Annotated in this window: 19 protein-coding genes; 12 read left to right on the plus strand and 7 right to left on the minus strand. The window is 65.1% G+C overall.

Annotated elements, in window-relative coordinates; all coding sequences use genetic code 11:
- Positions 1-41 precede the first annotated feature (41 nt).
- From AB7532_RS26780 to AB7532_RS26795, 4 genes are all read left to right on the plus strand, one after another.
- A complete protein-coding gene (locus tag AB7532_RS26780) occupies positions 42-986 on the plus strand; it encodes an ABC transporter substrate-binding protein (RefSeq protein ID WP_441237686.1) in 945 nt (314 codons plus the stop codon).
- Between the two features lie 71 nt (positions 987-1,057).
- Entirely contained in the window at positions 1,058-1,831 is a 774-nt protein-coding gene (locus AB7532_RS26785) for an ABC transporter permease (protein WP_441239360.1), read from the plus strand.
- The gene (locus tag AB7532_RS26790) at positions 1,828-2,613 is read left to right on the plus strand and encodes an ABC transporter ATP-binding protein (RefSeq protein ID WP_441237687.1); all 786 of its coding nucleotides are present in this window, start codon (positions 1,828-1,830) and stop codon (positions 2,611-2,613) included. Before AB7532_RS26785 ends, AB7532_RS26790 begins: the two co-directional genes overlap by 4 nt.
- Positions 2,606-3,838, plus strand: a complete 1,233-nt coding sequence (locus tag AB7532_RS26795) for a Zn-dependent hydrolase (protein WP_441237688.1) — start codon at positions 2,606-2,608, stop codon at positions 3,836-3,838. The genes AB7532_RS26790 and AB7532_RS26795 overlap by 8 nt, the downstream gene beginning before the upstream one ends.
- Positions 3,839-3,912: 74 nt before the next feature.
- Here AB7532_RS26795 and bamA read toward each other — a convergent pair whose 3' ends face one another.
- The gene (bamA, locus tag AB7532_RS26800) at positions 3,913-6,423 is read right to left on the minus strand and encodes an outer membrane protein assembly factor BamA (protein ID WP_441237689.1); all 2,511 of its coding nucleotides are present in this window, start codon (positions 6,421-6,423) and stop codon (positions 3,913-3,915) included.
- A 259-nt stretch (positions 6,424-6,682) separates the two neighbouring features.
- Here bamA and AB7532_RS26805 point away from each other — a divergent pair, with 259 nt between their 5' ends.
- From AB7532_RS26805 to AB7532_RS26835, 7 genes are all read left to right on the plus strand, one after another.
- Positions 6,683-7,066 (plus strand): hypothetical protein, encoded by a 384-nt coding sequence (locus AB7532_RS26805; RefSeq protein WP_441237690.1) that lies wholly within the window; start codon positions 6,683-6,685, stop codon positions 7,064-7,066.
- A gap of 422 nt (positions 7,067-7,488) precedes the next feature.
- Positions 7,489-8,931 carry an efflux transporter outer membrane subunit gene (locus AB7532_RS26810; RefSeq protein ID WP_441237691.1) on the plus strand — a complete coding sequence of 481 codons (1,443 nt, stop codon included), beginning with the start codon at positions 7,489-7,491 and terminating at the stop codon, positions 8,929-8,931.
- Positions 8,928-10,154, plus strand: a complete 1,227-nt coding sequence (locus AB7532_RS26815) for an efflux RND transporter periplasmic adaptor subunit (protein ID WP_441237692.1) — start codon at positions 8,928-8,930, stop codon at positions 10,152-10,154. Before AB7532_RS26810 ends, AB7532_RS26815 begins: the two co-directional genes overlap by 4 nt.
- 1 nt (position 10,155) lies before the next feature.
- On the plus strand, positions 10,156-12,117 hold the full coding sequence (locus AB7532_RS26820) for a MacB family efflux pump subunit (protein WP_441237693.1): 1,962 nt from the start codon (positions 10,156-10,158) through the stop codon (positions 12,115-12,117).
- A gap of 90 nt (positions 12,118-12,207) precedes the next feature.
- Positions 12,208-12,921: a response regulator gene (locus tag AB7532_RS26825; RefSeq protein ID WP_441237694.1), complete on the plus strand. Its 714-nt coding sequence runs from the start codon at positions 12,208-12,210 to the stop codon at positions 12,919-12,921.
- Positions 12,918-14,246, plus strand: coding sequence for an ATP-binding protein (locus AB7532_RS26830; protein WP_441237695.1), 1,329 nt, complete (start codon positions 12,918-12,920; stop codon positions 14,244-14,246). Before AB7532_RS26825 ends, AB7532_RS26830 begins: the two co-directional genes overlap by 4 nt.
- A gap of 58 nt (positions 14,247-14,304) precedes the next feature.
- Positions 14,305-15,444 (plus strand): MFS transporter, encoded by a 1,140-nt coding sequence (locus AB7532_RS26835; protein ID WP_441237696.1) that lies wholly within the window; start codon positions 14,305-14,307, stop codon positions 15,442-15,444.
- A 3-nt stretch (positions 15,445-15,447) separates the two neighbouring features.
- Here AB7532_RS26835 and AB7532_RS26840 read toward each other — a convergent pair whose 3' ends face one another.
- On the minus strand, positions 15,448-16,437 hold the full coding sequence (locus AB7532_RS26840) for a Bug family tripartite tricarboxylate transporter substrate binding protein (RefSeq protein WP_441237697.1): 990 nt from the start codon (positions 16,435-16,437) through the stop codon (positions 15,448-15,450).
- A 297-nt stretch (positions 16,438-16,734) separates the two neighbouring features.
- On the opposite strand from AB7532_RS26840, the gene AB7532_RS26845 reads away from it, so the two are divergent.
- Positions 16,735-19,572 carry an ATP-binding protein gene (locus AB7532_RS26845; protein ID WP_441237698.1) on the plus strand — a complete coding sequence of 946 codons (2,838 nt, stop codon included), beginning with the start codon at positions 16,735-16,737 and terminating at the stop codon, positions 19,570-19,572.
- Between the two features lie 7 nt (positions 19,573-19,579).
- Here AB7532_RS26845 and msrA read toward each other — a convergent pair whose 3' ends face one another.
- The 5 genes from msrA to AB7532_RS26870 all read right to left on the minus strand — a co-directional run bounded on the left by msrA (position 19,580) and on the right by AB7532_RS26870 (position 23,307).
- Entirely contained in the window at positions 19,580-20,095 is a 516-nt protein-coding gene (msrA, locus tag AB7532_RS26850) for a peptide-methionine (S)-S-oxide reductase MsrA (RefSeq protein WP_441237699.1), read from the minus strand.
- Positions 20,096-20,126: 31 nt separating this feature from the next.
- Positions 20,127-20,567: a cupin domain-containing protein gene (locus tag AB7532_RS26855; protein WP_441237700.1), complete on the minus strand. Its 441-nt coding sequence runs from the start codon at positions 20,565-20,567 to the stop codon at positions 20,127-20,129.
- 21 nt (positions 20,568-20,588) lie between these two features.
- The gene (locus AB7532_RS26860; RefSeq protein ID WP_441237701.1) at positions 20,589-21,011 is read right to left on the minus strand and encodes an OsmC family protein; all 423 of its coding nucleotides are present in this window, start codon (positions 21,009-21,011) and stop codon (positions 20,589-20,591) included.
- Between the two features lie 107 nt (positions 21,012-21,118).
- Positions 21,119-21,967 (minus strand): enoyl-CoA hydratase/isomerase family protein, encoded by an 849-nt coding sequence (locus AB7532_RS26865; RefSeq protein ID WP_441237702.1) that lies wholly within the window; start codon positions 21,965-21,967, stop codon positions 21,119-21,121.
- Positions 21,968-21,993: 26 nt separating this feature from the next.
- The gene (locus tag AB7532_RS26870; RefSeq protein WP_441237703.1) at positions 21,994-23,307 is read right to left on the minus strand and encodes an epoxide hydrolase family protein; all 1,314 of its coding nucleotides are present in this window, start codon (positions 23,305-23,307) and stop codon (positions 21,994-21,996) included.
- Positions 23,308-23,358: the final 51 nt, after the last annotated feature.

Here is a 23,358-nt window from a genome sequence, read left to right on the forward strand (position 1 = left end):
TCAACAGGACGTCAATCCATCTGAGCAAGAGGACGACAATCATGCGTAGTTCAAAGGTTTTTGCGACATTCATTGCGCTTACGGCCTCCACTCCGGTGCTCGCCGACGACGTCAAGGTCGGCGTCGGCATTTCCGGCTGGACCGGCTTTGCGCCGCTGACGCTGGCGAAGGAAGCCGGCATCTTCAAGAAGAACGGCCTCGACGTGACGATCAAGAAAATCCCGCAGAAGGATCGCCACCTTGCGATCGCTTCCGGCGACGTCCAGTGCGCGGCAACCACGGTCGAGACCTGGATCTCCTGGAACGCCAACGGCGTTGCGACCAAGCAGATATTCCAGCTCGACAAGAGCTACGGTGCCGACGGCATGGCCGTGCGCAACGACGTCACCTCGATCAAGGAGCTGAAGGGCAAGACCGTCGCGGCCTCCGCGCCGGGCACCTCGCCCTATTTCGCGCTGGCGTGGATGCTCAAGAAGAACGGCCTCACGGTGAAGGATGTCACCGTCGTCAACCTCGAGCCCGCCGCGGCTGCGCAGGCCTTCGTGTCCGGCCAGAACGACGCCGCGATGACCTATGAGCCGTACCTGTCGACGGTTCGTGCCGCGCCCGACAAGGGCAAGATCATCGCGACCACGCTGGACTACCCGATGGTCATGGACACCTTCGGCTGCACGCCGAAATTCCTGACGGAGAACCCGAAGGCCGCCAAGGCTCTCGCCGACAGCTATTTCGAGGCGCTCGAGATGATCGCCAAGGACCAGCCCAAGGCCTATGAGATCATGGGCGCCGACGTGAAACAGACCGGCGAGGCGTTCGGCAACTCGGCGAAATATCTGCGCTGGCAGGACAAGGCCGCGAACCAGAAGTTCTTTGCCGGTGACTTCCTGACCTTCAACAAGGAGGCGGCCGACCTCCTGCTCGAGATCGGCATCATCAAGGCTGCGCCGAAGGTCGAGGACCTCTTCGACGCGAGCTACATCAAGTAACCTCTTCCAGAGCCGCCGGTCCCGTCTCGCGACGGGACCGGCGGCCCGTTCCCTCCCCGGATAGATCGTTGATGCGTCCTCTGGATCCCGTGACGTCGAAGCAACGCCTGGCTTACGGCCTCGCCTTCTTCGTGGTGTTCGTTGCCCTCTGGTCGTGGGCGACCTTCGGCGGCCATGTGTCGAAAGTGTTCCTCGCCAACCCGCTGACCATGCTCCAGGAAGGTTATGACCTGCTGGCAAAGCAGGGGTTTGCTTACGACATCGGCATGACGATCTGGCGCGTCGTCGGCGGCTTTGCGCTGGCCGCGATCATCGCGGTGCCGCTCGGCGTTCTCATGGGCGCCTACAAGCCGATCGAAGCCTTCCTCGAACCGTTCGTGTCCTTTGCGCGCTATCTGCCTGCCTCCGCCTTCATCCCGCTGTTGATCCTGTGGGCCGGCATCGGCGAATTGCAGAAGCTGCTCGTCATCTTCATCGGCTCGGTGTTCCAGATCATCCTGATGATCGCCGTGACCGTCGGTACCACGCGGCGTGACCTGGTCGAGGCGGCGTATACGCTCGGCGCCAGCGACCGTGGCGTCATCCGCCGCGTGCTGCTGCCCTCCTCCGCACCGGAGATCGCCGAGATCCTGCGGCTGGTGCTGGGCTGGGCCTGGACCTACGTCATCGTCGCCGAGCTGATCGGCTCGTCCTCGGGCATCGGCCACATGATCACCGACAGCCAGGCGCTGCTCAACACCGGCCAGATCATCTTCGGCATCATCGTGATCGGACTGATCGGCCTGCTCTCGGACTTCCTGTTCAAGGCATTCAACGCCTGGCTGTTTCCGTGGAGGCTCGCATGACCACGCTGAAGATCGAGCAGGTCTCGCGAACCTTCCCCGCGCGCCACGGCAACGCGCCGACCCGGGCGCTGGAGCCGACCGAACTCACCATCGGCAACAACGACTTCGTCACCATCCTCGGCCCCTCCGGCTGCGGCAAGTCCACGCTGCTGCGCATCGTCGCCGGTCTCGACCGCCCGAGCAGCGGCCGTGTCACGCTCGACGGACGCGAGGTCACCGGTCCCGGCGCCGATCGCGGCATGGTGTTCCAGTCCTACACGCTGTTTCCCTGGCTGACCGTGCGCGAGAACATCGCCTTCGGCCTGCGCGAGCGCGGCGTGTCCGAGGCGGAGCGCCACAAGATCGCCGACGCCTTCATCCGCCAGGTCGGACTTGCCGGCTTCGAGAACCATTGGCCCAAGCAACTCTCCGGCGGCATGCAGCAGCGCACGGCGATCGCACGCGCGCTCGCCAACGATCCCAAGATCCTGCTGCTCGACGAGCCGTTCGGCGCGCTCGACAACCAGACCCGCGCCCTGATGCAGGAGATGCTGCTCGGCATCTGGGAGCGCGACCAGAAGACCGTGCTGTTCGTGACCCACGACATCGAGGAAGCGATCTTCCTCGGCAGCCGCGTCATCGTCATGAGCGCGCGCCCCGGCCGGATCAAGGCCGAGATCAACGTGGACCTGCCGCATCCGCGCTCCTACAAGATCAAGACCACGCCCGAATTCGTCCAGCTGAAGGAACGGCTGGTCGAGGAGATTCGCACCGAGGCGCTGAAGGTTGCCGAACATGCCTGACACCAAGCCGAGCGCCGATGGCCAGCGCGTTCTCGCCGACCTCAATGCACTCCGTGCCATCGGTGCCTACAAGACCGGCGTGCACAAGCCGACCTTCTCCGAGCCGCACAAGCTGTCGCTGGACTGGCTGGTGCAGAAGCTGCCCGACGCCGGCCTCGCCGCCGCGATCGACGGCATCGGCAACGTGTTCGGCACCAGTGCGAAACCTGGGCCGAAGCTGCTGGCGGGCTCGCATCTGGAGAGTCAGAACTACGCCGGCTGGCTCGATGGCCCGCTCGGCGTCATCTATGCGCTCGAAGCCGCGCGCGTGCTCAATGCCGATCGCTCGCTCAAGGGCGCTGTCGAAGTCGTCGCGTGGTGCGACGAGGAGGGACACTTCGGCCATTTCCTCGGCTCGCGCTCCTATGTCGGGCAGGTGACCGAATTGGACATCGATGCCGCCCGCGACCGCACCAGCGGCCGCACCATGCGCGATGCGCTCGCCGACATGGCGCTCGCCGGACGCCCGCGCCTCGCCACGGAGCCCGGACGGCACGTCGGATACCTCGAGGCGCATATCGAGCAGGGCGACACGCTCGAAAGCGGCAAGCTCGCAATCGGCGTCGTGACCTCCATCGTCGGCATCTGGCAATATCAGATCAACTTTGTAGGCGAGCAGAACCACGCCGGCACCACGCGCATGGCCGTGCGGAAGGACGCCGGGCTGGCGTTGGCCAAGTTCTGCGTCGCGATCGATGAACGTTTTCCTGATACCTCCGGTCCCCGCACGGTCTGGACCACCGGCCGCATCACGCTCGATCCCGGCGCGCCCAGCATCATCCCCGGCGGCGCCGAGATGCTGTTCCAGATCCGCGACGACAATCCGGCCGTGATCGCGCGGCTGGAAGAGCTGCTGCGGACCATGGCGGAGGAGGCAAGCGCGAAGGGCCCCTGTACCGTCACCGTGGAGAAGATCCGCACCGGCGCACCCGCGACGATGAACGCCGGCATTCAGGACGCGATCGAAGCCGCGAGTAAGTCCCTCGCCGACGGCCGCTCCATCCGCATGCCCAGCGGCGCCGGCCACGACGCGCAGATGCTGGCAACCGTCATGCCCGCCGGCATGCTGTTCGTGCCCTCGATCGGCGGCATCAGCCATCACTGGACCGAGAATACCGCCGACGCGGATATCGTCACCGGCGCACAGGTGTATGTCGATGCCTGCCGCCGGATCCTCGGCGGCTAAAGCGCGACAGGCGCTTTAGCCGTTTTTGAGCATGATCTTTCGGAAAACCGCTGCACACTTTTCCGCATCATGCTTCAGAACGACGTGCCGCCGCCGAACCTGAACTCCTGGACGACATCGTATTTGCCCTTGGTGATCGGCACGGCGTAGTCAAAGCGCAGCGGGCCGAACGGCGAGGCCCAGATCAGGCCGACGCCCACCGATGACCGCACCGTGTTGCCGTCATCATATTGCAATCCGCAGGTCGGGCAGGCCTTGGTGTTGACCTCGCCCGTGGCCGTCCACGACGTCGGTCCCTGGTAGCCCCAGAGCGAGCCGGCATCGGCGTAGACCGCGCCCTTCAGGCCAACCTCCTTGGGCAGGAACCAGAACGGCATCTGCAATTCCATCGACGCGCCCCAGTATTTCGTGCCGCCGAGCGCATCGCCGCTGGTGCCGTAATTGTAGTAGGTGATGTCGCGCGGACCGATGCCGTTGGAGGCAAAGCCGCGCACGAGGTTCGGGCCCATCTGGAAATGATCCAGCATGCGCAGATCCTGGTTGCCGAGCTTGCTGAGGACACCGCCCTGGAGGTGGATCACGCTGATGATCTCGGACACGAGCGGCGTGTAGTATTTGGTGTCCAGCGCCGTCTTCAGATAGGTGACGTCACCGCCGACGCCGGCGAAATCCTGCCGGAAATCGACCAGCAATCCGTCAGTCGGGTTCTTGGTGTTGTCGAGCGTGTTGTAGTTCAGCGTGTAGCCGAGCGCCGACGTCCAGGTCGCGCCGTTCGCCAGCTCCTTGCGCACCGGCAGGCTCGACTCGCCGTCGCCGTAGCAGCCATAGCCATAGACACCAGAACTCGTGGAATTGGTCGGGTCCACGCCGCCGAGCACGCTCTGGATGTAGGCCGGCGTCGGGTTGAAGGCGAGTGAGCTGTTCGAGGCGTTGTTGTTGCAGTTGTTGTAGGCGCTGGCGAGCGTGATGCTCTGCTGATAGAGCGAATAGCGCAGCTGGAGCGAGAGATCCTCACGCAGCGCAAAGCCAAGCCGCGGCGAGAAGCCCAGCGTCGTCACGCCGTAGCTCGTATAGCTGTTCGATTTCTGTTGCTTCCAATAGGTATCGAACCCGAGCGCCAGACGATAATCGAGCAGATAGGGTTCGACGAAGGACAGGGAGATGCCGCGCGAATACTGCCCGTAGCTGACCGACGCCTTGGCATAGAGTCCCTTGCCGAGCAGGTTGCGCTCGGAGATCGAGACCTCTGCAAGCGCACCGTCGCTGGTCGAATAGCCGCCCGAGATCGAGAAATCGCCGGTCGATTTTTCCTCCATGTCGACGATCAGGATGACGCGATCGCTCGACGAGCCGGGTTCAGCGACGATCTTGACGCTCTTGAAATAGTCGAGGTTCTTCAACCGCCGCTCGGCGCGATCGACCAGCGCGCGGTTATAGGCATCACCCTCCGAAATGTCGAATTCACGCCGGATCACGTAGTCGCGCGTGCGCGTGTTGCCGCGCAGGTTGATGCGCTCGATATAGGTGCGCGGGCCCTCGTCGACGTTGAACACGACGGACACCGTGTGCGCTTCGAAATTGCGATCGCCGCCCGGCCGCACCACGGCGAAGGCATAGCCGCGGCGCGAGGCCTCGATCTGCATCTCCTCGGTCGACTTCTCGACCGATTCCACGTTGTAGAGCGAACCGGCGCTGACACGCGAGAAGTTGCGGAGCGAGGCGGCATCGAAAGTCGCAATGCTGGAGCGGAAATCGACCGAGCCGACGCGGTACTGCTGGCCCTCCTCGATCTTGAAGGTGACGAGAAAGCCCTTCTTCTCCGGATCGTATTCGGTGAGCGCGGCCACGACCTGGACGTCGGCAAAGCCGTTCTTGAGATAGAAGCGGCGAATCAGGTCGCGGTCGGCCTCGACGCGATCGGGATCGTAGATGTCATTGTTGGCGAGGAAGCTGAGCAGGTTGCTCTCATGCGTCTTGATCACGTCGCGCAGGCGCGCAGCCGAGTAGGCACTGTTGCCGATGAACTCGACCGATTTGACGCCGGTCTTGACGCCCTCCTCGATCGTGAAGATGAGATCGGTGCGGTTGTTCGGCTGTTCGATGATTTCAGGGGTGACGCGCACGTCGTAGCGGCCCGAGCGCCGGTAGATCTCGGCGATGCGCAGCGTGTCCGACTGCACCAGCGCCCGCGAGAAGGTCCCGCGCGGCTTGGACTGGATTTCGGCCGAGAGCTGCTCGTCCTTGATCTTCTTGTTGCCCTCGAAGGCGATGCGGCCGATCACGGCGTTTTCCACCACCGACACCACGATCCGGCCGCCGGCATGGCTGATCTTCACGTCCTGAAACAGGCCGGTCCCGATCAGCGCCTTGAGGCCCTCGTCGATCTCCGACTGATCGAGGCGCCCGCCGGCGGGCCGGAAGTAGGAGCGCACCGTCTCGGCCTCGACGCGACGATTGCCTTCGACGACGATCGTGTCCACCGCCTGCGCGGCTGCCGGCTGCGGCAGCAGCGCAAGGGAAAGTGAACTTGCAATCGATACGCCGCTCACCACCGCAACGATCAGCCAGGCCCGCAAAAACGACATTCCACACCTCAAGAGAACCTAGCCTGCTCTGAAACGGGAGAGCTGTGGCCGCGGTGTGGCTTGAAAGTTGCGGCTTGTTTCTGCTCGTTGAATTTCATGCGGGCGGTCGATCGCGCATACCGCAGAGGCCCGCCGGTCGCAGTGATAGCCGCCGCGATGAAGCACCCGGCAGACACGGGCGTTCAGCAACATCGTGCAACGCCCCAATTCTTTACAGGGTCCTAAGCCGGTGTGAGAGGCGACGGCATCAGGAACTCGCATGGGGTATTTGCCGATGAACGCGCTTGTCATGACCAGAGCGGCGCTGGTCGCCCTCCTCGCCTCGACCCTCACCGCGCATGCAGCAACCACCGGCAAGCGCGATCGACAACAAACGACACAAAATACCGTCTACGAGTACGGTGCGCGCGGCCCCAATCGCTCCTACCAGTCGGGTCCACGCACGCGCATTTATGTGAGCAAGCGGTCGTGGCTCGACGGCGGCACCGAGGTGCTGCCCGGCGAACGCAAATTCACCGACTATGCCCTGCCGCCCGGCACGTCGTTCGCGCGCGGAAACAACAACCGGCCGCTGGACCGCCAGCCGTTGAGCCCCGATTCGGATCTCGGCGGGTTTGCGCAGCGAATCCCGGTCTCGTGGTGAGCGGATCCGCTGCAACGTCGACATGGCGATGCGCGGCCTCCGGGGCATGAGAGCGGGGTGTGGCGCACAGTCGCTTCCCCACCGTCGTTGCGGGCAAGGGGCGGCATGATGGTTCTCCAACAGGCTCGATGTTTTGCGCGACGGGCGGCCCCGAGATGCCGGGCAATATCTGTTTACATCCAGCAACATTCCGCCTGCCGAAAGGCCACGATCCCCCGGCTAATCACCCGTGCCTCGCCTTCCCCGGAGGGCCACGAGCGGCCCCCTGTGTCCGGGGCGAGGTCTGTTGGATTCCAGCCGATTTGATGCCGTCACACTCGTTTGTCATAGATCCCGTGCCATCCGCAAAAGAGAATTGCCACCCAACGTCCGCCCCGTTGCGCGGCGCGGTCTCGCGCGCCGTATCGACCTGCATTGTCCTGATGCTCGGGGCCGCCCTGGCCGGCTGCGCGGTCGGCCCGGACTATGTCGGCCCGCCCAGGCTCGACTTGCCCTCGCACTGGAGCAGCAAGACCACGTCGCATCGTGATGCCGGCAAGCTCGATCGCTGGTGGCTGCGCCTGCGCGACCCCCTCCTCAACCGGTTGATCGAAGAGGCCGTCCTGGCCAATCCCGACGTCGCGAAGGCCAAGGCCGTGGTGCGCGAGGCACGCGCCACGCTGCAACAGACCAGCGCAGGCCTGTTTCCGTCCGTGAGCGGCACCGCCTCGGTGACGAACAACAAGACCAGCTCAAGCTCCTCGTCCGTGCTCGTCGACAGCGCGCCCTACACGCTGCACCAGGCAAGCTTCGATTCGAGCTGGGAGCTCGATCTGTTCGGCGGCACGCAGCGAAACATCGAGGCGGCGCTGCGCGGCGAGCAATCTGCGGAGGAGGATTTGCGCGACAGCCTCGTCACGCTGATCGGCGATGTCGCGGCCTATTACGTCGAGGCGCGCGGCTATCAGGCGCGGATCGCGCTGGCGCAACGAACCTCGGTCTCGCAGCGCGACACCGAAAAGCTCACCCGCAGCAAATACGAGGCCGGCAGCGGCAACGCCGTCGATCTCGCCAAGGCGACGGCGCAGGCCGCCAGCACCGAAGCGAACGTGCCGACCTATCAGGCCGCGCTCGCCGCCGATGTCCACCGGCTCGGCATCCTGCTCGGCCGGACGCCAGACGGCGTCGCCTCGCTGCTGGCGCGGTCCGCCCCCGTGCCGGCACCGCGCATGCCGCTCCCCACGGGACTGCCTGCCGATCTTCTCCTGAGCCGTCCCGACGTCGCCAGCGCCGAGCGCAAGCTGGCGCAGGCCACCACCAAGATCGGCGCAGCCGAGGCGGATCGTTACCCGGCGGTGTCGCTCACAGGTTCGGTCGGCACCTCTGCGCTGCGCGCCGGCGATCTCGCAAAATACTCCAGCGTGAGCTGGTCGGTCGGCCCCTCGGTCACGGTGCCAATCTTCGATGCCGGCAAGCGCCACGCAGCGGTCAGGATTGCCGAAGCGCAGCGCGACCAAGCGTTCGCCACGTTCCATTCGACCCTGCTCACCGCGCTCGAAGACGTCGAAAACGCCCTGGTGTCGCTGTCGCGCGAGCGTGTGCGCGCCACCAAGCTCGCGGAAGCGGCGAAGAACTACCGCGAGGCCGCGCGAATGTCGCGGTCGCTGTTCGAGACCGGCAGCGCCAGCTTCATCGACGTGCTCGATGCCGAACGCTCGCTCTATTCCGCTGAGGACTCGCTGATCCAGAGCAAGGTGTCGGCGGCCAAGGACTACATTTCCCTCGCAAAGGCGCTCGGCGGCGGCTGGACCGATCCGGTCGACGTATCGACGCCGATCATCGTGGACGCCAATACGGGACCTCACTGGCGGGAGCCGGTCAAGTGACAGACATCATCACCGCCAGGCGCTTGAAGATCGCCGCTGCCATCGTTGCCGTGGTGGCAACCGGCGTCGTCGCGGCGACGCGTTTTCCAAGCACGTCGAACAAGGCGCAGTCCTACATCACGGCGCCCGTGACCGTCAGCGATCTGCGCGAGGAGGTGCTCGCCAGCGGCACCCTCAAGCCGGCACGATTGACGGCCGTCGGCGCGCAGGTGTCGGGCCGGATCACAGCGCTCAACGTGCGCGTCGGCGACAGCGTCAAGGCCGGCGATGTCATCGCCCAGATCGATCCTGTCACCAGGCAGAACGATCTGCGCAGCTCCGAAGCGTCGCTCAAGAACTATCGCGCGCAGAAGGATGAAAAGGAGGCTGCGCTGGTGCTGGCCGAGGCCAATCTGGCGCGCCAGCAGGCTACATTGGCGCAGCGCGCGACGTCGCGCAGCGATTACGACAGCGCGGATTCGACCGTGCGCCAGACCCGCGCCCAGATCGTCGCCCTGGAGGCCCTGATTGTGGGCGCCGAAGCCAGCGTCGCGACGGCACGCGTCAATCTCGAATACACCCGCATCACGGCCCCGATCGACGGAACGGTGCTCGCGACCGTCGTCCAGGAAGGACAGACGGTCAATGCGGTCCAGTCCGCGCCGACCATCGTCGTGCTCGGCCAGCTCGAGACGATGACGGTGCGGGCCGAAATCTCCGAGGCCGACATCGTCAAGGTGAAGCCGGGGCAGCCGCTCTACTTTACCATCCTCGGCGACCAGGACCATCGCTACGAGGCCCGGCTGGAGCAGATCGAGCCTGCGCCCGAATCGATCAAGAGCGACGCCAGTTTCTCCTCGACCACCACGTCGAGCTCGAGCACGAGCTCATCGAGTTCGACCAGCACGGCGATCTACTACATCGGCGTCTTCAACGTCCCGAACAGGAATCTTGCGCTCCGGACCTACATGACCGCCGAGGTGCACATCGTCACCGGCGAGGCGAAGAGCGTGAAAGTCATCCCCGCGCTCGCGGTGATGCGGAAATCCGACGGCCGCAGCACGGTCCGTACCCTGAGCGCCGCGGGCGACATCGACGAGCGCGAGGTCAAGACAGGCCTCAACGATCGCACCACCGTCGAAATCAAGTCCGGCCTCGCCGAGGGCGAGCGGGTCGTCACCGGAGAGGCGAACGAGCAGGCCGCATCGCGCGGAATGTCGGGCGGCCCGCCGGGAGGCCCGTGAGATGACCGATCCGATTATCGCGCTTGAGAACGTCCGGCGGGAATTCAAGGCCGGCGACACCAGCGTGGTCGCGCTCGACGACTTCTCGCTGGGCATCCAGCCGGGCGAGATGGTGGCGATCATCGGCTCGTCCGGATCGGGAAAATCGACGCTGCTCAACATCCTCGGCTGCCTCGACCGTCCGACGTCCGGCAAATATCGCGTCGCCAGCACCGACGTCTCCAAGCTCGACGCGGACGCGCTGGCGGCGCTGCGCCGCGAGCATTTCGGCTTCATCTTCCAGCGCTATCAACTGCTCGGCGACCTCTCGGCCGGCGAGAACGTGGAAATCCCCGCGATCTATGCCGGAATGAAGGCCCGCGAGCGGCGCACGCGCGCCGAGAAACTTCTCGCGCGGCTCGGCGTAAACGACCGGCGCGGCCATCGCCCGAACCAGCTTTCGGGCGGCCAGCAGCAGCGTGTCTCGATCGCCCGTGCACTGATCAACGGCGCCGAGGTCATCTTGGCGGACGAGCCCACCGGCGCGCTCGACCGGCGCAGCGGCGAGGAGGTGTTGAAGATCCTGAAGGAGCTGCACCGTGAGGGTCGGACGATCATCATCGTCACCCACGATGCCGATGTCGCGGCAAGGGCCGAGCGGATCATCGAATTGCGCGACGGCAGGATCGCCGCAGACCGCCGCGCGGAGACCACTGGCATATCGGAGGCACCGCCTCCCGTCCCCAGGACCTCATGGGACAGTGGCCCGGGCTGGTCCGACGCTTTGCGGCGCCTGCGCGAAGCGTCTCGAATGGCGCTGGTGTCGATGGCCGCGCACCGGCTACGCGCCTTCCTGACGATGCTCGGCATCATCATCGGCATCGCCGCGGTGTCGTCCGTCGTCGCGCTCGGCAACGCCTCCCAGCGCAAGGTTCTGTCCGACATCGCGAGCCTCGGCACCAACACGATCGAGGTGTTCCCCGGCAAGGACTTTGGCGATGCACGCGCTGGCAAGATCAAGACGCTGGTGCTGGACGATGCCCGTGCGCTGGACCGGCAGAGTTTCATTGCCGGTGTCACGCCGACGGTCTCGACCAGCACCACCGTTCGATACCGCGGCAACGAGTCCAACGTGCTCGTGAACGGCGTCGGCGAGAGCTATTTCCAGGTCAAGGGTGCCAAGCTCGCGAAGGGACGCCTGTTCGATACCGACGCGGTCCGCAACATCGAGCGGCAGGCCGTCATCGACGAGAACACCCGCAAGACCTTCTTCGCCGACGACCAGACCTCAGGCGTCGGCCGCGTCATCTGGCTCGGCAAGGTGCCTTGCCGCATCGTCGGCGTCATCGCCCAGCAACAGGGCGGGTTCGGCTCGAACCAGAACCTGTCGGTGTACCTGCCCTACACCACCGTGCAGGCCCAGTTCACCGGCGATCGCGCGCTGCGTAGCGTCCTGCTCCGGATCAGCGACGAGATTTCGACCAATCTGGCACAGGACGCGGTCACCACGCTGCTGACGCAACGGCACAACACCAGGGATTTCGTCATCCTGAACACCGACGATATCCGCCGCACCATCACCAGCACGACGCAGACTCTCGCCCTCCTCGTGGCCGCGATTGCAGTGATCTCGCTGATCGTCGGCGGCATCGGCGTCATGAACATCATGCTGGTGTCCGTCTCGGAGCGGATCAGCGAGATCGGCGTGCGCATGGCGGTCGGTGCCAGGCGCAGCGACATCCTCCAGCAGTTCCTGGTGGAGGCGACCCTGATCTCGTCCATCGGCGGCATCGCCGGCATTCTGATCGCGATCCTGCTCGGCGTTGCCATCAACCTCGCAGCGCCCGGTTTCCAGGTCAGCTATTCGCCGTTCTCGATCGGCGTGGCGTTCCTGACCTCGACCGGAATCGGGATTGCGTTCGGTTTTTTCCCCGCACGCCGCGCCGCGTTCCTCGACCCCGTGGTGGCGCTGAGCCGTGACTAACTCTAGGATTGCACCATGCCCGTAGTTCTTCGGACGAGACAATCGTCCGCAAATCGACCAACGATCGGCACCCCCGATGCGATCTCAATCATGACCAATGGCACCCCCAACATCCTGATCGTCGAGGACGACCGTCAGACCCGCGAGCTCATCGCGCGCTATCTGGGTGAGCATTCGTTCTCGGTCGCCGCCGTCACGAACGGCAAGGAGATGGACCGGTATCTGTCGCAGAACCGGGTCGATCTGATCGTACTCGACCTGATGCTGCCGGGCGATGACGGCCTGAGCCTCTGCCGCCGCGTGCGCATGGAGTCCATGATTCCGATCATCATCCTCACCGCGAAGGGCGAGGAGCTCGACCGCATCCTCGGCCTCGAGATGGGTGCCGACGATTATGTGCCGAAGCCGTTCAATCCGCGCGAGCTCCTTGCGCGGATCAACGCGGTCCTGCGCCGGCAATCGAGCGGGCTCGCGGCCAGCTCGACCGCCACGCGCCTGAAGTTCCTGGCCTGGACGATCGATCTTCGCTTGCGGGAGTTGCGCGATCCCGAAGGCGCGCAGGTGCCGCTGACCAGCGCCGAGTTCGATCTGCTGCAAGCCTTCTGCGAGCGGGCCGGCCGCATTCTGCCCCGGGACAGCCTTCTCAACATGACCCGTGGCCGGCCTGGCGGCGGCTTTGGCCGCAGCATCGACGTGCTGGTCAGCCGGTTGCGTCGCAAGCTCGACCGGACGGAAGGGACGTCCGTGATCAAGACCGTTCGCACCGGCGGCTACATCTTCACGCCGGTCGTGGAGGAAGCATGAGCCGCGCCCGCGACATCGTCGCGCTGTTCAGCCTCAGGCGGATCAGCGGCCAGATCGCCGCCCTGGTCCTGGTCTCGCTGGTCCTGATCCATGTTCTGATCGCAGGTTACTTCCTGCTCAACCGGCCAAAATTGCTGGCGGACAGGCCACTGGAGCAGTTTGCACTGATCGTGCGGATCATCGCCAACACGCCCCAGGCCGAGCGAACAACCGTCCTGGAAAGCGTCAGTCGAACCTTCCCTGCGCTGAAGCTCCAATTGCTGGAAGGCGTGTCCGCTTCCACCGTGCCGCTCCCGGAGCGGAAGCTGAACGTCCTGTCGCCGCTCGACGGCGAAGTCGACCTCATTCGCGGCAGCAACTCGGAAGACGATCGTGTGTGGTTTCACCTTTCGAAGGACGACGTACTCGAAGCGACGATCGGATCGCCCAAGATGCCGGCCTTCGTCAGCGGCCTCTGGACCTCTACGCTGCTGTTCCTGGTGGCGAGCATGACGCTGCTCGGCGTCTGGGCCGGCCGCGCACTCTCCTCGCCTCTGTCGGCTTTCGCGCGCGCAGCGGAGAATTTCAGCCTCAACCGGACATCCGCCCCGCTGCCCGAAACCGGCCCCGAGGAGATCAAATCCACGGCGCGGGCGCTCAACCGGATGCGCGAGCGCATCACGACGTTGATGAACGACCGGACCCGCATGCTGGCGGCGATCAGCCACGATCTGCGCACGCCGATCACGCGGCTGCGGCTGCGTTCGGAATATATCGAGGACCCGGCACAGCGCACGCAGACCGTACGCGATCTCGACCAGATGCAGTCGATGCTGGAATCGGTGCTGTCGCTGCTGCGCAATGAAAGCCCGGTCAAGCCGACGCTGGTCGACGTTGCGGCGCTACTCCAGATGGTCTGCGAGCAATTTTCCGATTGCGGCCACGCGGTGACCTATTCCGGCCCCGACAGGGCCACCTTCATCCTGCGGCCGGATGAAATCATCCGCGCGGTCACCAACCTTGTCCAGAACGCAACGCGCTTCGGAACCCAAATCGACGTCGCGCTGTTGATGTCGGGGGATCAAATTGTCATCGACATTTCCGACGATGGACCTGGCATTCCCGATGAAAGGAAGGCGGCGATGCTGGAGCCCTTCGTGCGTGGCGAGGAAGCCCGCACCATGGACGAGACGGCGGGATTTGGCCTCGGCCTCTCGATCGCACAGGCGATCGTGACTGCGCATGACGGGACGCTGCTGCTGCTCGACAACAAGCCCAAGGGCCTGCGAGTCCGCTTGCAGCTCCCTGGCGTTGCTTGCGACAATTCGAGCACGTCCCGGACATAAAGACGCGGTAATCCCGGGGCTTGTCGAATAGCCCGCCTCTGCTTCCTCCGGAGTTCCCATGCATTCTGCCGACCGGCCGGCGACGCGCCTTGCGACGCGGCTCGCCTTTCTCGTCGCGGGCTTCGGCATCGCATGCTGGGCGCCGCTGGTGCCGTTCGCCAAAACGCGGCTCGGCGTCGACGACGGCGTGCTCGGACTGCTGCTGCTCAGCCTCGGCATCGGCTCGGTGGTCGCGATGCTGCTGACCGGCGTGATGAGCGCGCGCTATGGGAGCAAGCCGATCATCATTGCCGGCGGGCTTGGTTTGGCACTGGTGCTGCCGCTGCTGGCTATCGCAAACTCGCCGGCAACACTGGCAGTGGCGCTGTTCGCATTCGGCGCCGCGCTCGGCTCCATCGACGTCGCCATGAACATCCACGCGGTGGAGGTCGAGCGCGACGCAGGCCGTCCGCTGATGTCGGGCTTCCACGCGCTGTTCAGCATCGGCGGCTTCGCCGGAGCGGCGTTGATGACCGCGCTGCTCTCGCTGCAATTCGGCGCGCTCGCCTGCACGCTGATCTGCTCGATCCTGATGCTGATCGCGATGCTGATTGCCTGGCCGCGCCTGCTTCGCTCGGTGCAGGTGCAGGACGGACCGCTGTTCGTGCTGCCGCACGGCTCCGTGCTGCTGCTCGCGCTGCTCGCCGCCATCACGTTCCTGGTCGAAGGCGCGATGCTCGACTGGGGCGCGCTGCTCGTGATCGGCGCGGGCCTCGTCTCCGAGGCGCAGGGCGGGATAGGGTATATCGTGTTCTCGATCGCAATGACCGTCGGGCGGCTCGGCGGCGATGCGGTCGTCGCGCGTATCGGAGATCGCACGACACTGGTCTGGGGCAGCTTGATCGCGATCGCAGGCTTCGTCGTGCTCCTCACCGCTCCAGTTGCGGCGGTCGCCATCGGCGGATTTCTCCTGATCGGCCTCGGCGCATCAAACCTCGTGCCGGTGCTGTTCCGGCGGGCGGCACGGCAGACGGTGATGCCCACGGGGCTCGCTGTCGCGGCGATCACGACCGCGGGCTATGCCGGCATCCTGATCGGCCCTGCCGGCGTCGGCTTCGTTGCGCGTCTGGGCGGACTGCCATTGGCATTCTGGCTGCTCGCCGCGCTGATGGGTCTCGTCACGCTGTCGGCGCGCATCGTCACGCGCAAGGGCGCTTGAACCTCACAGCTTGCTCAGCCCGATCGATTTGATCACGGGCGCCAGGCTTGCCGTTGTCGCATCGACGATGCGCTGGAATTTGTCCGGGCTTGAATCGCTGTCCGGCTCCAGACCCTGGGCGCGGTAGCTCGCCAGAAGTGCCGGATCGGACATGGCGAGCCGGGTCGCCTGCGCGATCCGGTCAATAATCGCATCGTCGGTATGCCGGGGCGCAAAGATGCCGAACCATCCTTCATAGCGAAGATCCGGCATGCCGGATTCGACGGCGGTCGGAATCTCGGGTGCGCCGCTCAGTCGCTTTTCGGTGGTGACCGCCAGAAGCCTGACCTTCCCCGCCTCGCCCAGCTCCTTCAATTGAACGGACATCACGCCAATGATGAGCGAGATCTGGCCGCTGACGAGGTCGTTGGCAGCCTGCGACATCCCCCGATAAGGCACGTGGACGATGTCCAGTGCGCCCGCCTGCTGCTTGAAGGATTCGCCGACCAGATGGTTTCCGGTGGCGATGCCGGGCGTCCCATAGGAGAGCTTTCCCGGATTGGCCTTCGCGTAGGCGATCAGCTCGCGCAAATCGGTGGCGGGCACCGACGGATGGACCGCGAAAACCAGTGCGGTGCTGATCAGCCGGTAAATGGCGCGGAAATCGTCAACCGAATAGCCGGGATTTGCCGAGGTCAGGGGGATGATGACCTGCGTGCTGCCGTTTCCGAGCAGCAGCGAGTAGCCATCGGGCTCCTCGCGCGCAACCGCCGCCGTCCCGATCGCGCCACCCGCCCCGCCGATATAATCGACAAAGGTCGGCCCGAGCAGCGATGACATCTTGTCGACCCAGGGACGACCGATCTGGTCCCCCGCTCCGCCGGCTCCGTAGGGATGGACAAGGCGAATGGGGCGCGACGGATAATCGGCGGCTTGAGCGCGGCGCGGAATGGCCGCCAGCGCCGCTGCTCCCGGTAGCGCATGGACGAATTGTCGCCGCGAAATGAAAGGCATGGTTGAATTCCGGAAGTCGGTGGTCACTGTCGAGGCGGGACCGGCTCCCAGACCACCCCATCACAGCAATCCGTCAGCGCGGTCAATGCTCCATCCGGACTAGCCGCCGGCGCGATCGCGGCCTCGTGCCGGCCTAACCCATTACTTTTCAAGCATTATTCGGGCGGATCGGCCGACCCACGCGACCTGTGCAGGGCTGCCAGCCATACCCACTGCTTTCGGCCAGTTTACTGTACGCATCGTTCTGTTAGACCAGAATGCAATACCTTTTGACTCCCGTTGCGGGGGCAATGGCGCGTGCCAGATCGTAGCGAAGACTCGGCCATTTCCTTTGGGCCATTCCGACTGTTTCCGAAGTCCCGGCTCTTGGAAAAGGAGGGCTCGCCGTTGCATGTCGGCGGCCGTGCGCTGGACATTCTCATCTTCCTGGCCGAGCGCCCCGGCGAAGTCGTCGACAAGCGAGAGCTGGTCAAGCGCATCTGGGCCGACGTCAATGTCGACGAGGGCAGTTTGCGCTTCCACGTCGCAGCGCTGCGCAAAGCGCTCGGCGATACCGGCAAGTCGGCCCGCTATGTCGTCAACGTGCCCGGACGCGGCTATTGCTTTGTCGCCTCGTTCGCTCACGGGGCGCCGCAGGCCGCGAAGCCCACCATCGACATCCTGCCTCCGCGCTCCCTGCCCGCGCCGCTCTCGAAGATGGTCGGGCGGGAAGAGATCGTCGAAAAGATCGCGAACGGACTGTCGCTCCATCGCTTCATGACCGTGGTCGGCCCCGGCGGCATCGGCAAGACCGCCGTCGCCGTCACCGTGGGGCATCGCAGGTCGGCGGATTTCGGCGGGCGCGTCTTCTTCGTCGACTTCGGTCCGCTCAGAGACGCCAGCCACATCGCGACCACCATGGCCTCCGCGCTCGGCCTGACCATCAGCGCCGAGGATCCGACGCCGGCGCTGCTGACATTCCTGAAGACCGGCCCGGCTCTGCTGATCTTCGACAGCTGCGAGCATGTGCTGGACGCGCTGGCCCCTCTGGTCGAGCGCATCGTGCGCGAAGCGCCGCAGCTTCGCGTGCTCGCAACCAGCCGCGAATCGTTCCGAAGCGAAGGCGAACGCATCTTCCGGCTGTTCCCGCTGGACTGTCCGCCCGAGCGGGAGGGGCTGGATGTCGCGGAAGTTCTCGCCTATCCCGCGGCCCAGCTCTTCGTCGAGCGCATTGCGCAGAGCTCGGGTCCGTTCCAGCTCAGCGCGGAGGAGGCGCCGCTCGTCGCCAGCATCTGCCGGCGCCTCGACGGCATCGCGCTCGCGATCGAGCTCGCCGCGGGCCGCGTCAACGCCTACGGCATCGCCGGCACCGCATCGCTGCTCGACAGCCGCTTTTCGCTGCAATGGCGCGGGCGCCGCACCGCCGTACCGCGGCACCAGACGCTCGCAGCTGCCCTCGACTGGAGCTACGACCTGCTGCCTCCGGCGGAGAGCGCGACCCTGCGTCGGCTGTCGGTCTTCGCCGGACCGTTCGCGCCGGAAGCGGCCGCGACAGTCGCGGCCGGCGACGGCCTCAGCGCGTCGGAGACGTTGGAGGCGATCGACAACCTGGTCACCAAATCGCTGATCTCGCCGTCCGGCTCGCGGACATTGCGCTATCGCCTGCTCGACACCACACGCACCTATGCGCATGGAAAGCTCGCCGAGCTCGGCGAAACCGGTCAGGTCGCGCGACGTCACGCCGATCATTTCCGCGACTTCTTCGAGCACGCGGACTCCGACACATCGACGCCGCTGCCGGAATGGCTAAGCATTTATGGCGCGGAGCTGGACAATGTGCGCGCCGCACTAAACTGGGCCTTCGGGCCCGACGGCGACCCGACGCTCGGCATCGCGCTGACGGCGGCCGCCGTCACGCTGTGGGTTCGCCTGTCGCTGTTCGCCGAATGCCGCGAGCGTGCCAAGACGGCGCTTGCCGCACTCGGCGATACCGGCGATGACCGCATCCGCATGCAATTGCTCGCGGCACTCGGCTGGTCGCTGATGTATGGCGAAGGTCGCGCGCGCGAGGCGCGCCCGATCCTCGAGACGACGCTCGAACTCGCAGACAGGCTCGACGACAAGGATTTTCGCCTGCGCGCGCTCTGGGGCCTGTGCATCGACCAGTTCAACAACGGGCAATTCGGCAAGGCCCGCACGCTTGCCGATCGTTTTGCCAACGCCGCGGCGAACTCGCCCGACCGGACCGATATCATGCTCGGAGACCGGCTGACGGCCGTGGCGCTGCATTATCTCGGCGACCAGAACGACGCGCGAACTCGCATCGACCGCGTCAATGCCTCGCTGCATGTGCTGGCGGAGAAGCCGAAGATCTTCCCGCTCGACTTGAGAATATCCACGCAATATTTCCGCGCGCGTATCCTCTGGCTTCAGGGCCTCGCCGATCAAGCCCAGGCGCTCGCTGCGAGAAACATCGAGGAAGGCCGCGCCAATGGCCACGCGCTGACGTTCTGCAGCGTGCTCGGACAAGCCGCCTGCCCGATCGCGTTCTGGGCCGGCGATTTCGAGGCCGCGGAACGCCATGGCACCGAGCTGCTCGAACACACCGAGCGTCATGCGATCCGGCTGTGGGGCCTGTGGGCGCGCGCGTTCAACGCGGCGGTCATGGTCAAGCGCGGCGACGTCGCCACCGGCTTGCCGCTCTTGCGCGAAGAGCTCAATCGCGCCGGCGATGCGCGCTTCCTGCCGCGCTTCCTGCCTTTGCTCGGCGAGCTCGCCGCATGTTCGGGCGAGGCCGACCAGGTCGACCGCGGGCACGACGTGATCGAGGACGTCCTGACCCGCTGCAATGACCGGCAGGAGCTATGGTATCTGCCCGAGCTGATCCGCATCAAGGGCGAGTTGATGCTGAAAAGTGTGCGACATTCAGGCGATGCAGAAGCGCGCTTTCGCGAGGCCATGGCCATTGCCGTCCAGCAGGGTGCGCGCTTCTGGGAGCTGCGTTGTGCAACCAGCCTCGCGCGATTGATGATCGGTGCAGGTCAGAGCGTGGACGCTCTGGCGCTTCTCGACAATGTCTCCGGCGCGTTTGCCGAGGGCTCCGATATCGCCGACATGCGCACCGCGCGCGATCTGATCGCGCAATTGCGGAATTGACCGCGCGCTAGCCTCCCACGGCAGTCGCGCGCCGCGGCAGCTTCCAGTCGGGCCGGATGAAGTGGCAGGTGTAACCGTCGGGATAGCGCTCGAGATAATCCTGATGCTCTGGCTCGGCCTCCCAGAACTCGCCGGCCGACGCGATCTCGGTCACCACCTTGCCGGGCCACAGGCCGGAGGCCTCGACATCGGCGATGGTATCTTCGGCGACCCGCTTCTGCGCTTCGTTCGTATAGAAGATCGCCGAGCGATAGCTGGTGCCCCGGTCATTGCCCTGCCGGTTGACCGTGCTGGGATCGTGGATCTGGAAGAAGAACTCCAGCATGGTCCGGAAGCTGGTCTTGTCGGGGTTGAAAATGATCTCGATCGCCTCGGCGTGGCCGTCGTGATTGCGGTAGGTCGCGTTCTTCACTTGGCCGCCGGTGTAGCCGACGCGGGTGGAGATCACGCCGGGCTGCTTGCGGATCAGATCCTGCATGCCCCAGAAACAGCCTCCGGCCAAAACTGCGCGCTCTGTCGTCATCTGGTGCTCCATTCGTTTGGTCTGGATTTATTCAGCGCCGCTCCGCCGCCGCATGCAAGCGCGGATCGTCGTGGTCGTCGTGATATTCGAGGCCGAGCGGGCCGATCGCGGAAACTTGCGTCACGTATTCGCCGGACTTGGCCCAATGAAAATGCCAGGTCTCGCCGGGCAACACGATCACGCTGCCCTGCGGATAGGCCTTGACCTTGTCGCCGTCAAAACTCTCGCCGAGGCCGATATAGAACACGCCCGACATTACGGTGTAGATACGGTCCTCGGGGTGTTTGTGCGGCATCAGCCTGGTGCCGCCGGGGAGCTTCACCCGGACCACGTAAGGTCCGGGCTCGTTGGGATGGCCCACCATCACGGCGAGCCGCGCGCCCGGCGGGAACGCGGGGAACGGCTGCCATACCACGTCCTCGGGCAATATAGCCCGAAAACTGCCTTCGTCCGGTTGGTGTTGCCGAGGCATGGTACCGCTCCCTGCGTTCGATCAAATCAGCTTGGCGTCGAGCGTGATCGCGGCGTTGAGTACCTTCGACACCGGGCAGTTCTTCTCGGCCTCGCCGGCAATCTTGGCGAAACCGGCGTCATCGAGCTTCGGCACCTTGGCGCGCAAGGTGAGCGCCGACTTGCTGATCTTGAAACCCTTGCCTTCCGGCTCGAGCGTGACGGCGGCTTCGGTCGAAAGCTCGTCCGGCGTGAAACCTGCCATCTGAAGGCCGAAGGCCAGCGCCATGGTGAAGCAGCCGGCATGGGCCGCGGCGATCAACTCCTCGGGATTGGTGCCCTTCTCGTTCTCGAAACGGGTCTTGAACGAATAGGGGGTGTCAGCGAGCACACCGGATTCGCTGGAGATATGCCCGGCGCCATCGCGACCGGTGCCCTTCCAGACTGCTGTTGCCTTGCGGATCATCTCAATTCTCCTTTTGATTTCAGCACCGGCGCTCGGTACCGGAGGAAAGCGACATTGGCGCGACCGCCCGTCACCGTTCCAACCGGCCGAACGCCGCAGCGGTTCCGTCAAATACCGATCTGTCCGACATGGAAGCCCAGCCGGTTCTCGACGTCGCCGGCGCGGTGGAAGCCGCGCGCCATCAGCGCCTTGATCCGGGTCTGGGCGGCGGGGCGACCGAGCGCGGCCAGGAACGCGTCCCATTCCGGCTTGATCTCGTCATCCGGCGGCAGGCTCGCGACATCAACGAGGCGCTTGGTCTCGGCGATGGCCTGTTTGTCGAAGGACGCAATGCGCATCGCGAGCGCCTCGACGAAGCCGTCGAGCTCGGCATCCGGCAAGGACCGGTTGACGTAACCATAACGCTCGGCGAGATCGCCATGGATGTCGTCGGCGCCGAGCAGCACTTCGAGCGCGCGGCCACGACCCATCAGGCGCGGCAACCGCGCCATCGGCCCGCCGCCGGGCACGAGCCCCGCGCCGACCTCCCATTGCGACAGGATCGCCTTCTCGCGGCTGGCAAAGCGCATGTCGCTGGCCAGCGCAAGCTCGCTGCCGACGCCTGTCGCACGACCGCGGATCGAGGCGATGGACACGACCGGCGCACGGCTGAGACGCACCAACATGTCAGGCAGCGATTGCAACCCGGTCGGTCCGGGCGGAACGGCGAGCGAATCCTCCAGCGGCGCGAGGAAGTCGTAATGTGTGATGAAGAAGCCTTCGACGGCGCTGTCGAATACCACCACCTTCACGTCCGGATCGGTTTCGATCTGAGTGACGATGTCGTTGAGTTGCGGGAGATGCTTCGGGCCGAAGATGTTGACGGGCGGCATGTCGAAGGTGACGCGCCAGTAGGTTGGCAGACGACGCTCCAGGTGGATGTCTTCGGTCGTGAAGGTGCGTTCGGGGCGGTTCATGATTGCACTCCTGATATGTGCTGGTTTCAGATCGACTGGCGCAGCGGGCGGAACGCGGTGCGCACTTCCGCGGAGAACAGCGCAGGCTGCTCCCAGGCCGCGAAATGGCCGCCCTTGTCGAGGCGGTTGTAGTGCATCAGCTTCGGATAGGCCTTCTCGGCCCAGCTCCGCGGCGCGGCGTAGATCTCGTCGGGGAAGACGCTGACGGCGACCGGAATCCTGATGTGCTTCGGCGCGAAGAACACCAGCTTGTTTTCCCAATAGAGCCGTGCCGATGAGACCGCGGTGTTGGTGAGCCAATAGAGCGTGATGTTGTCGATGACGTCGTCCCGCGACAGGCCTTCCGTCTTGCCGTCGAACACCCTCGCGATCATCGCGGCACTGCGCGCATCGTGATCGAGCATCCAGGATGCGAGGCCCGCCGGTGAATCCACAAGCCCGTAGAGCGTCTGCGGCCGGTTCGACATCTCGATCGCATAGCCAAGACCGTGCTTGTAGAAATCGTCGAGCTGATCATAGGCGATGCGCTCATCGGCAGAGAGGTTCGCCGGCCGCGTGCCGCCGGGCTGAAGCGCCTTTGCGATGTCGTCGGGGACGGTGGCGGGCATGTTGGTGTGAATGCCGAGCAACTCCGGCGGCGCGATCACCGCCATCTGCTCGGTCACGGCATTGCCCCAATCGCCGCCCTGCGCCACGTAGCGGTTGTAACCGAGCCGCTTCATCAGCACGATCCAGGCGCGCGCGATGCGCTGGGGATCCCAGCCGAGCTCGGTCGGCTTGCCGGAGAAGCCGTGACCGGGCAACGAGGGGATCACCAGGTCAAATGCGTCTGCGGCCTTCGCGCCATGCGCGGTCGGATCAGTGAGCGGGCTGACGATCTTCATCTGCTCGATGACCGAACCAGGCCAGCCATGGGTGACGATCATCGGCAGCGCATTCTCGTGCCTCGAGCGGACGTGAATGAAGTGGATGTCGACGCCGTCAATCTCGGTGACGAATTGCGGCAGCGCGTTCAGCCGCGCCTCCATCTTCCGCCAGTCATAGTCGTTCTGCCAGTAGCGCACGAGCTGCTGCACCGTCGTCAATTGCACGCCCTGCGACTGGTCAGCGACGATCTCGCGATCCGGCCACCGCGTCGCAGCCAGGCGGCGGCGCAGGTCGAGCAGATTCGCTTCGGGAACGCTGACATGGAACGGGCGAATCGCGTCGCTCGCCGTGGCCTTCGCCTGATGCAGCGGCAACAGGCTCGCAACGCTGGCGGCAACCGCAGTCATCGCAGCCTGGCCCAGCAATTGGCGGCGGTCGGGGTTGAGAATGTCGGTACGTGCTTGCGTAGTCATGTCGGATCTCCCTTTGGTCGGCGATGTCAGTCGAACTCGAAGTCGATGCGT

It is taken from the genome of Bradyrhizobium sp. 930_D9_N1_4 (assembly GCF_052076015.1).
GTDB lineage: Bacteria > Pseudomonadota > Alphaproteobacteria > Rhizobiales > Xanthobacteraceae > Bradyrhizobium.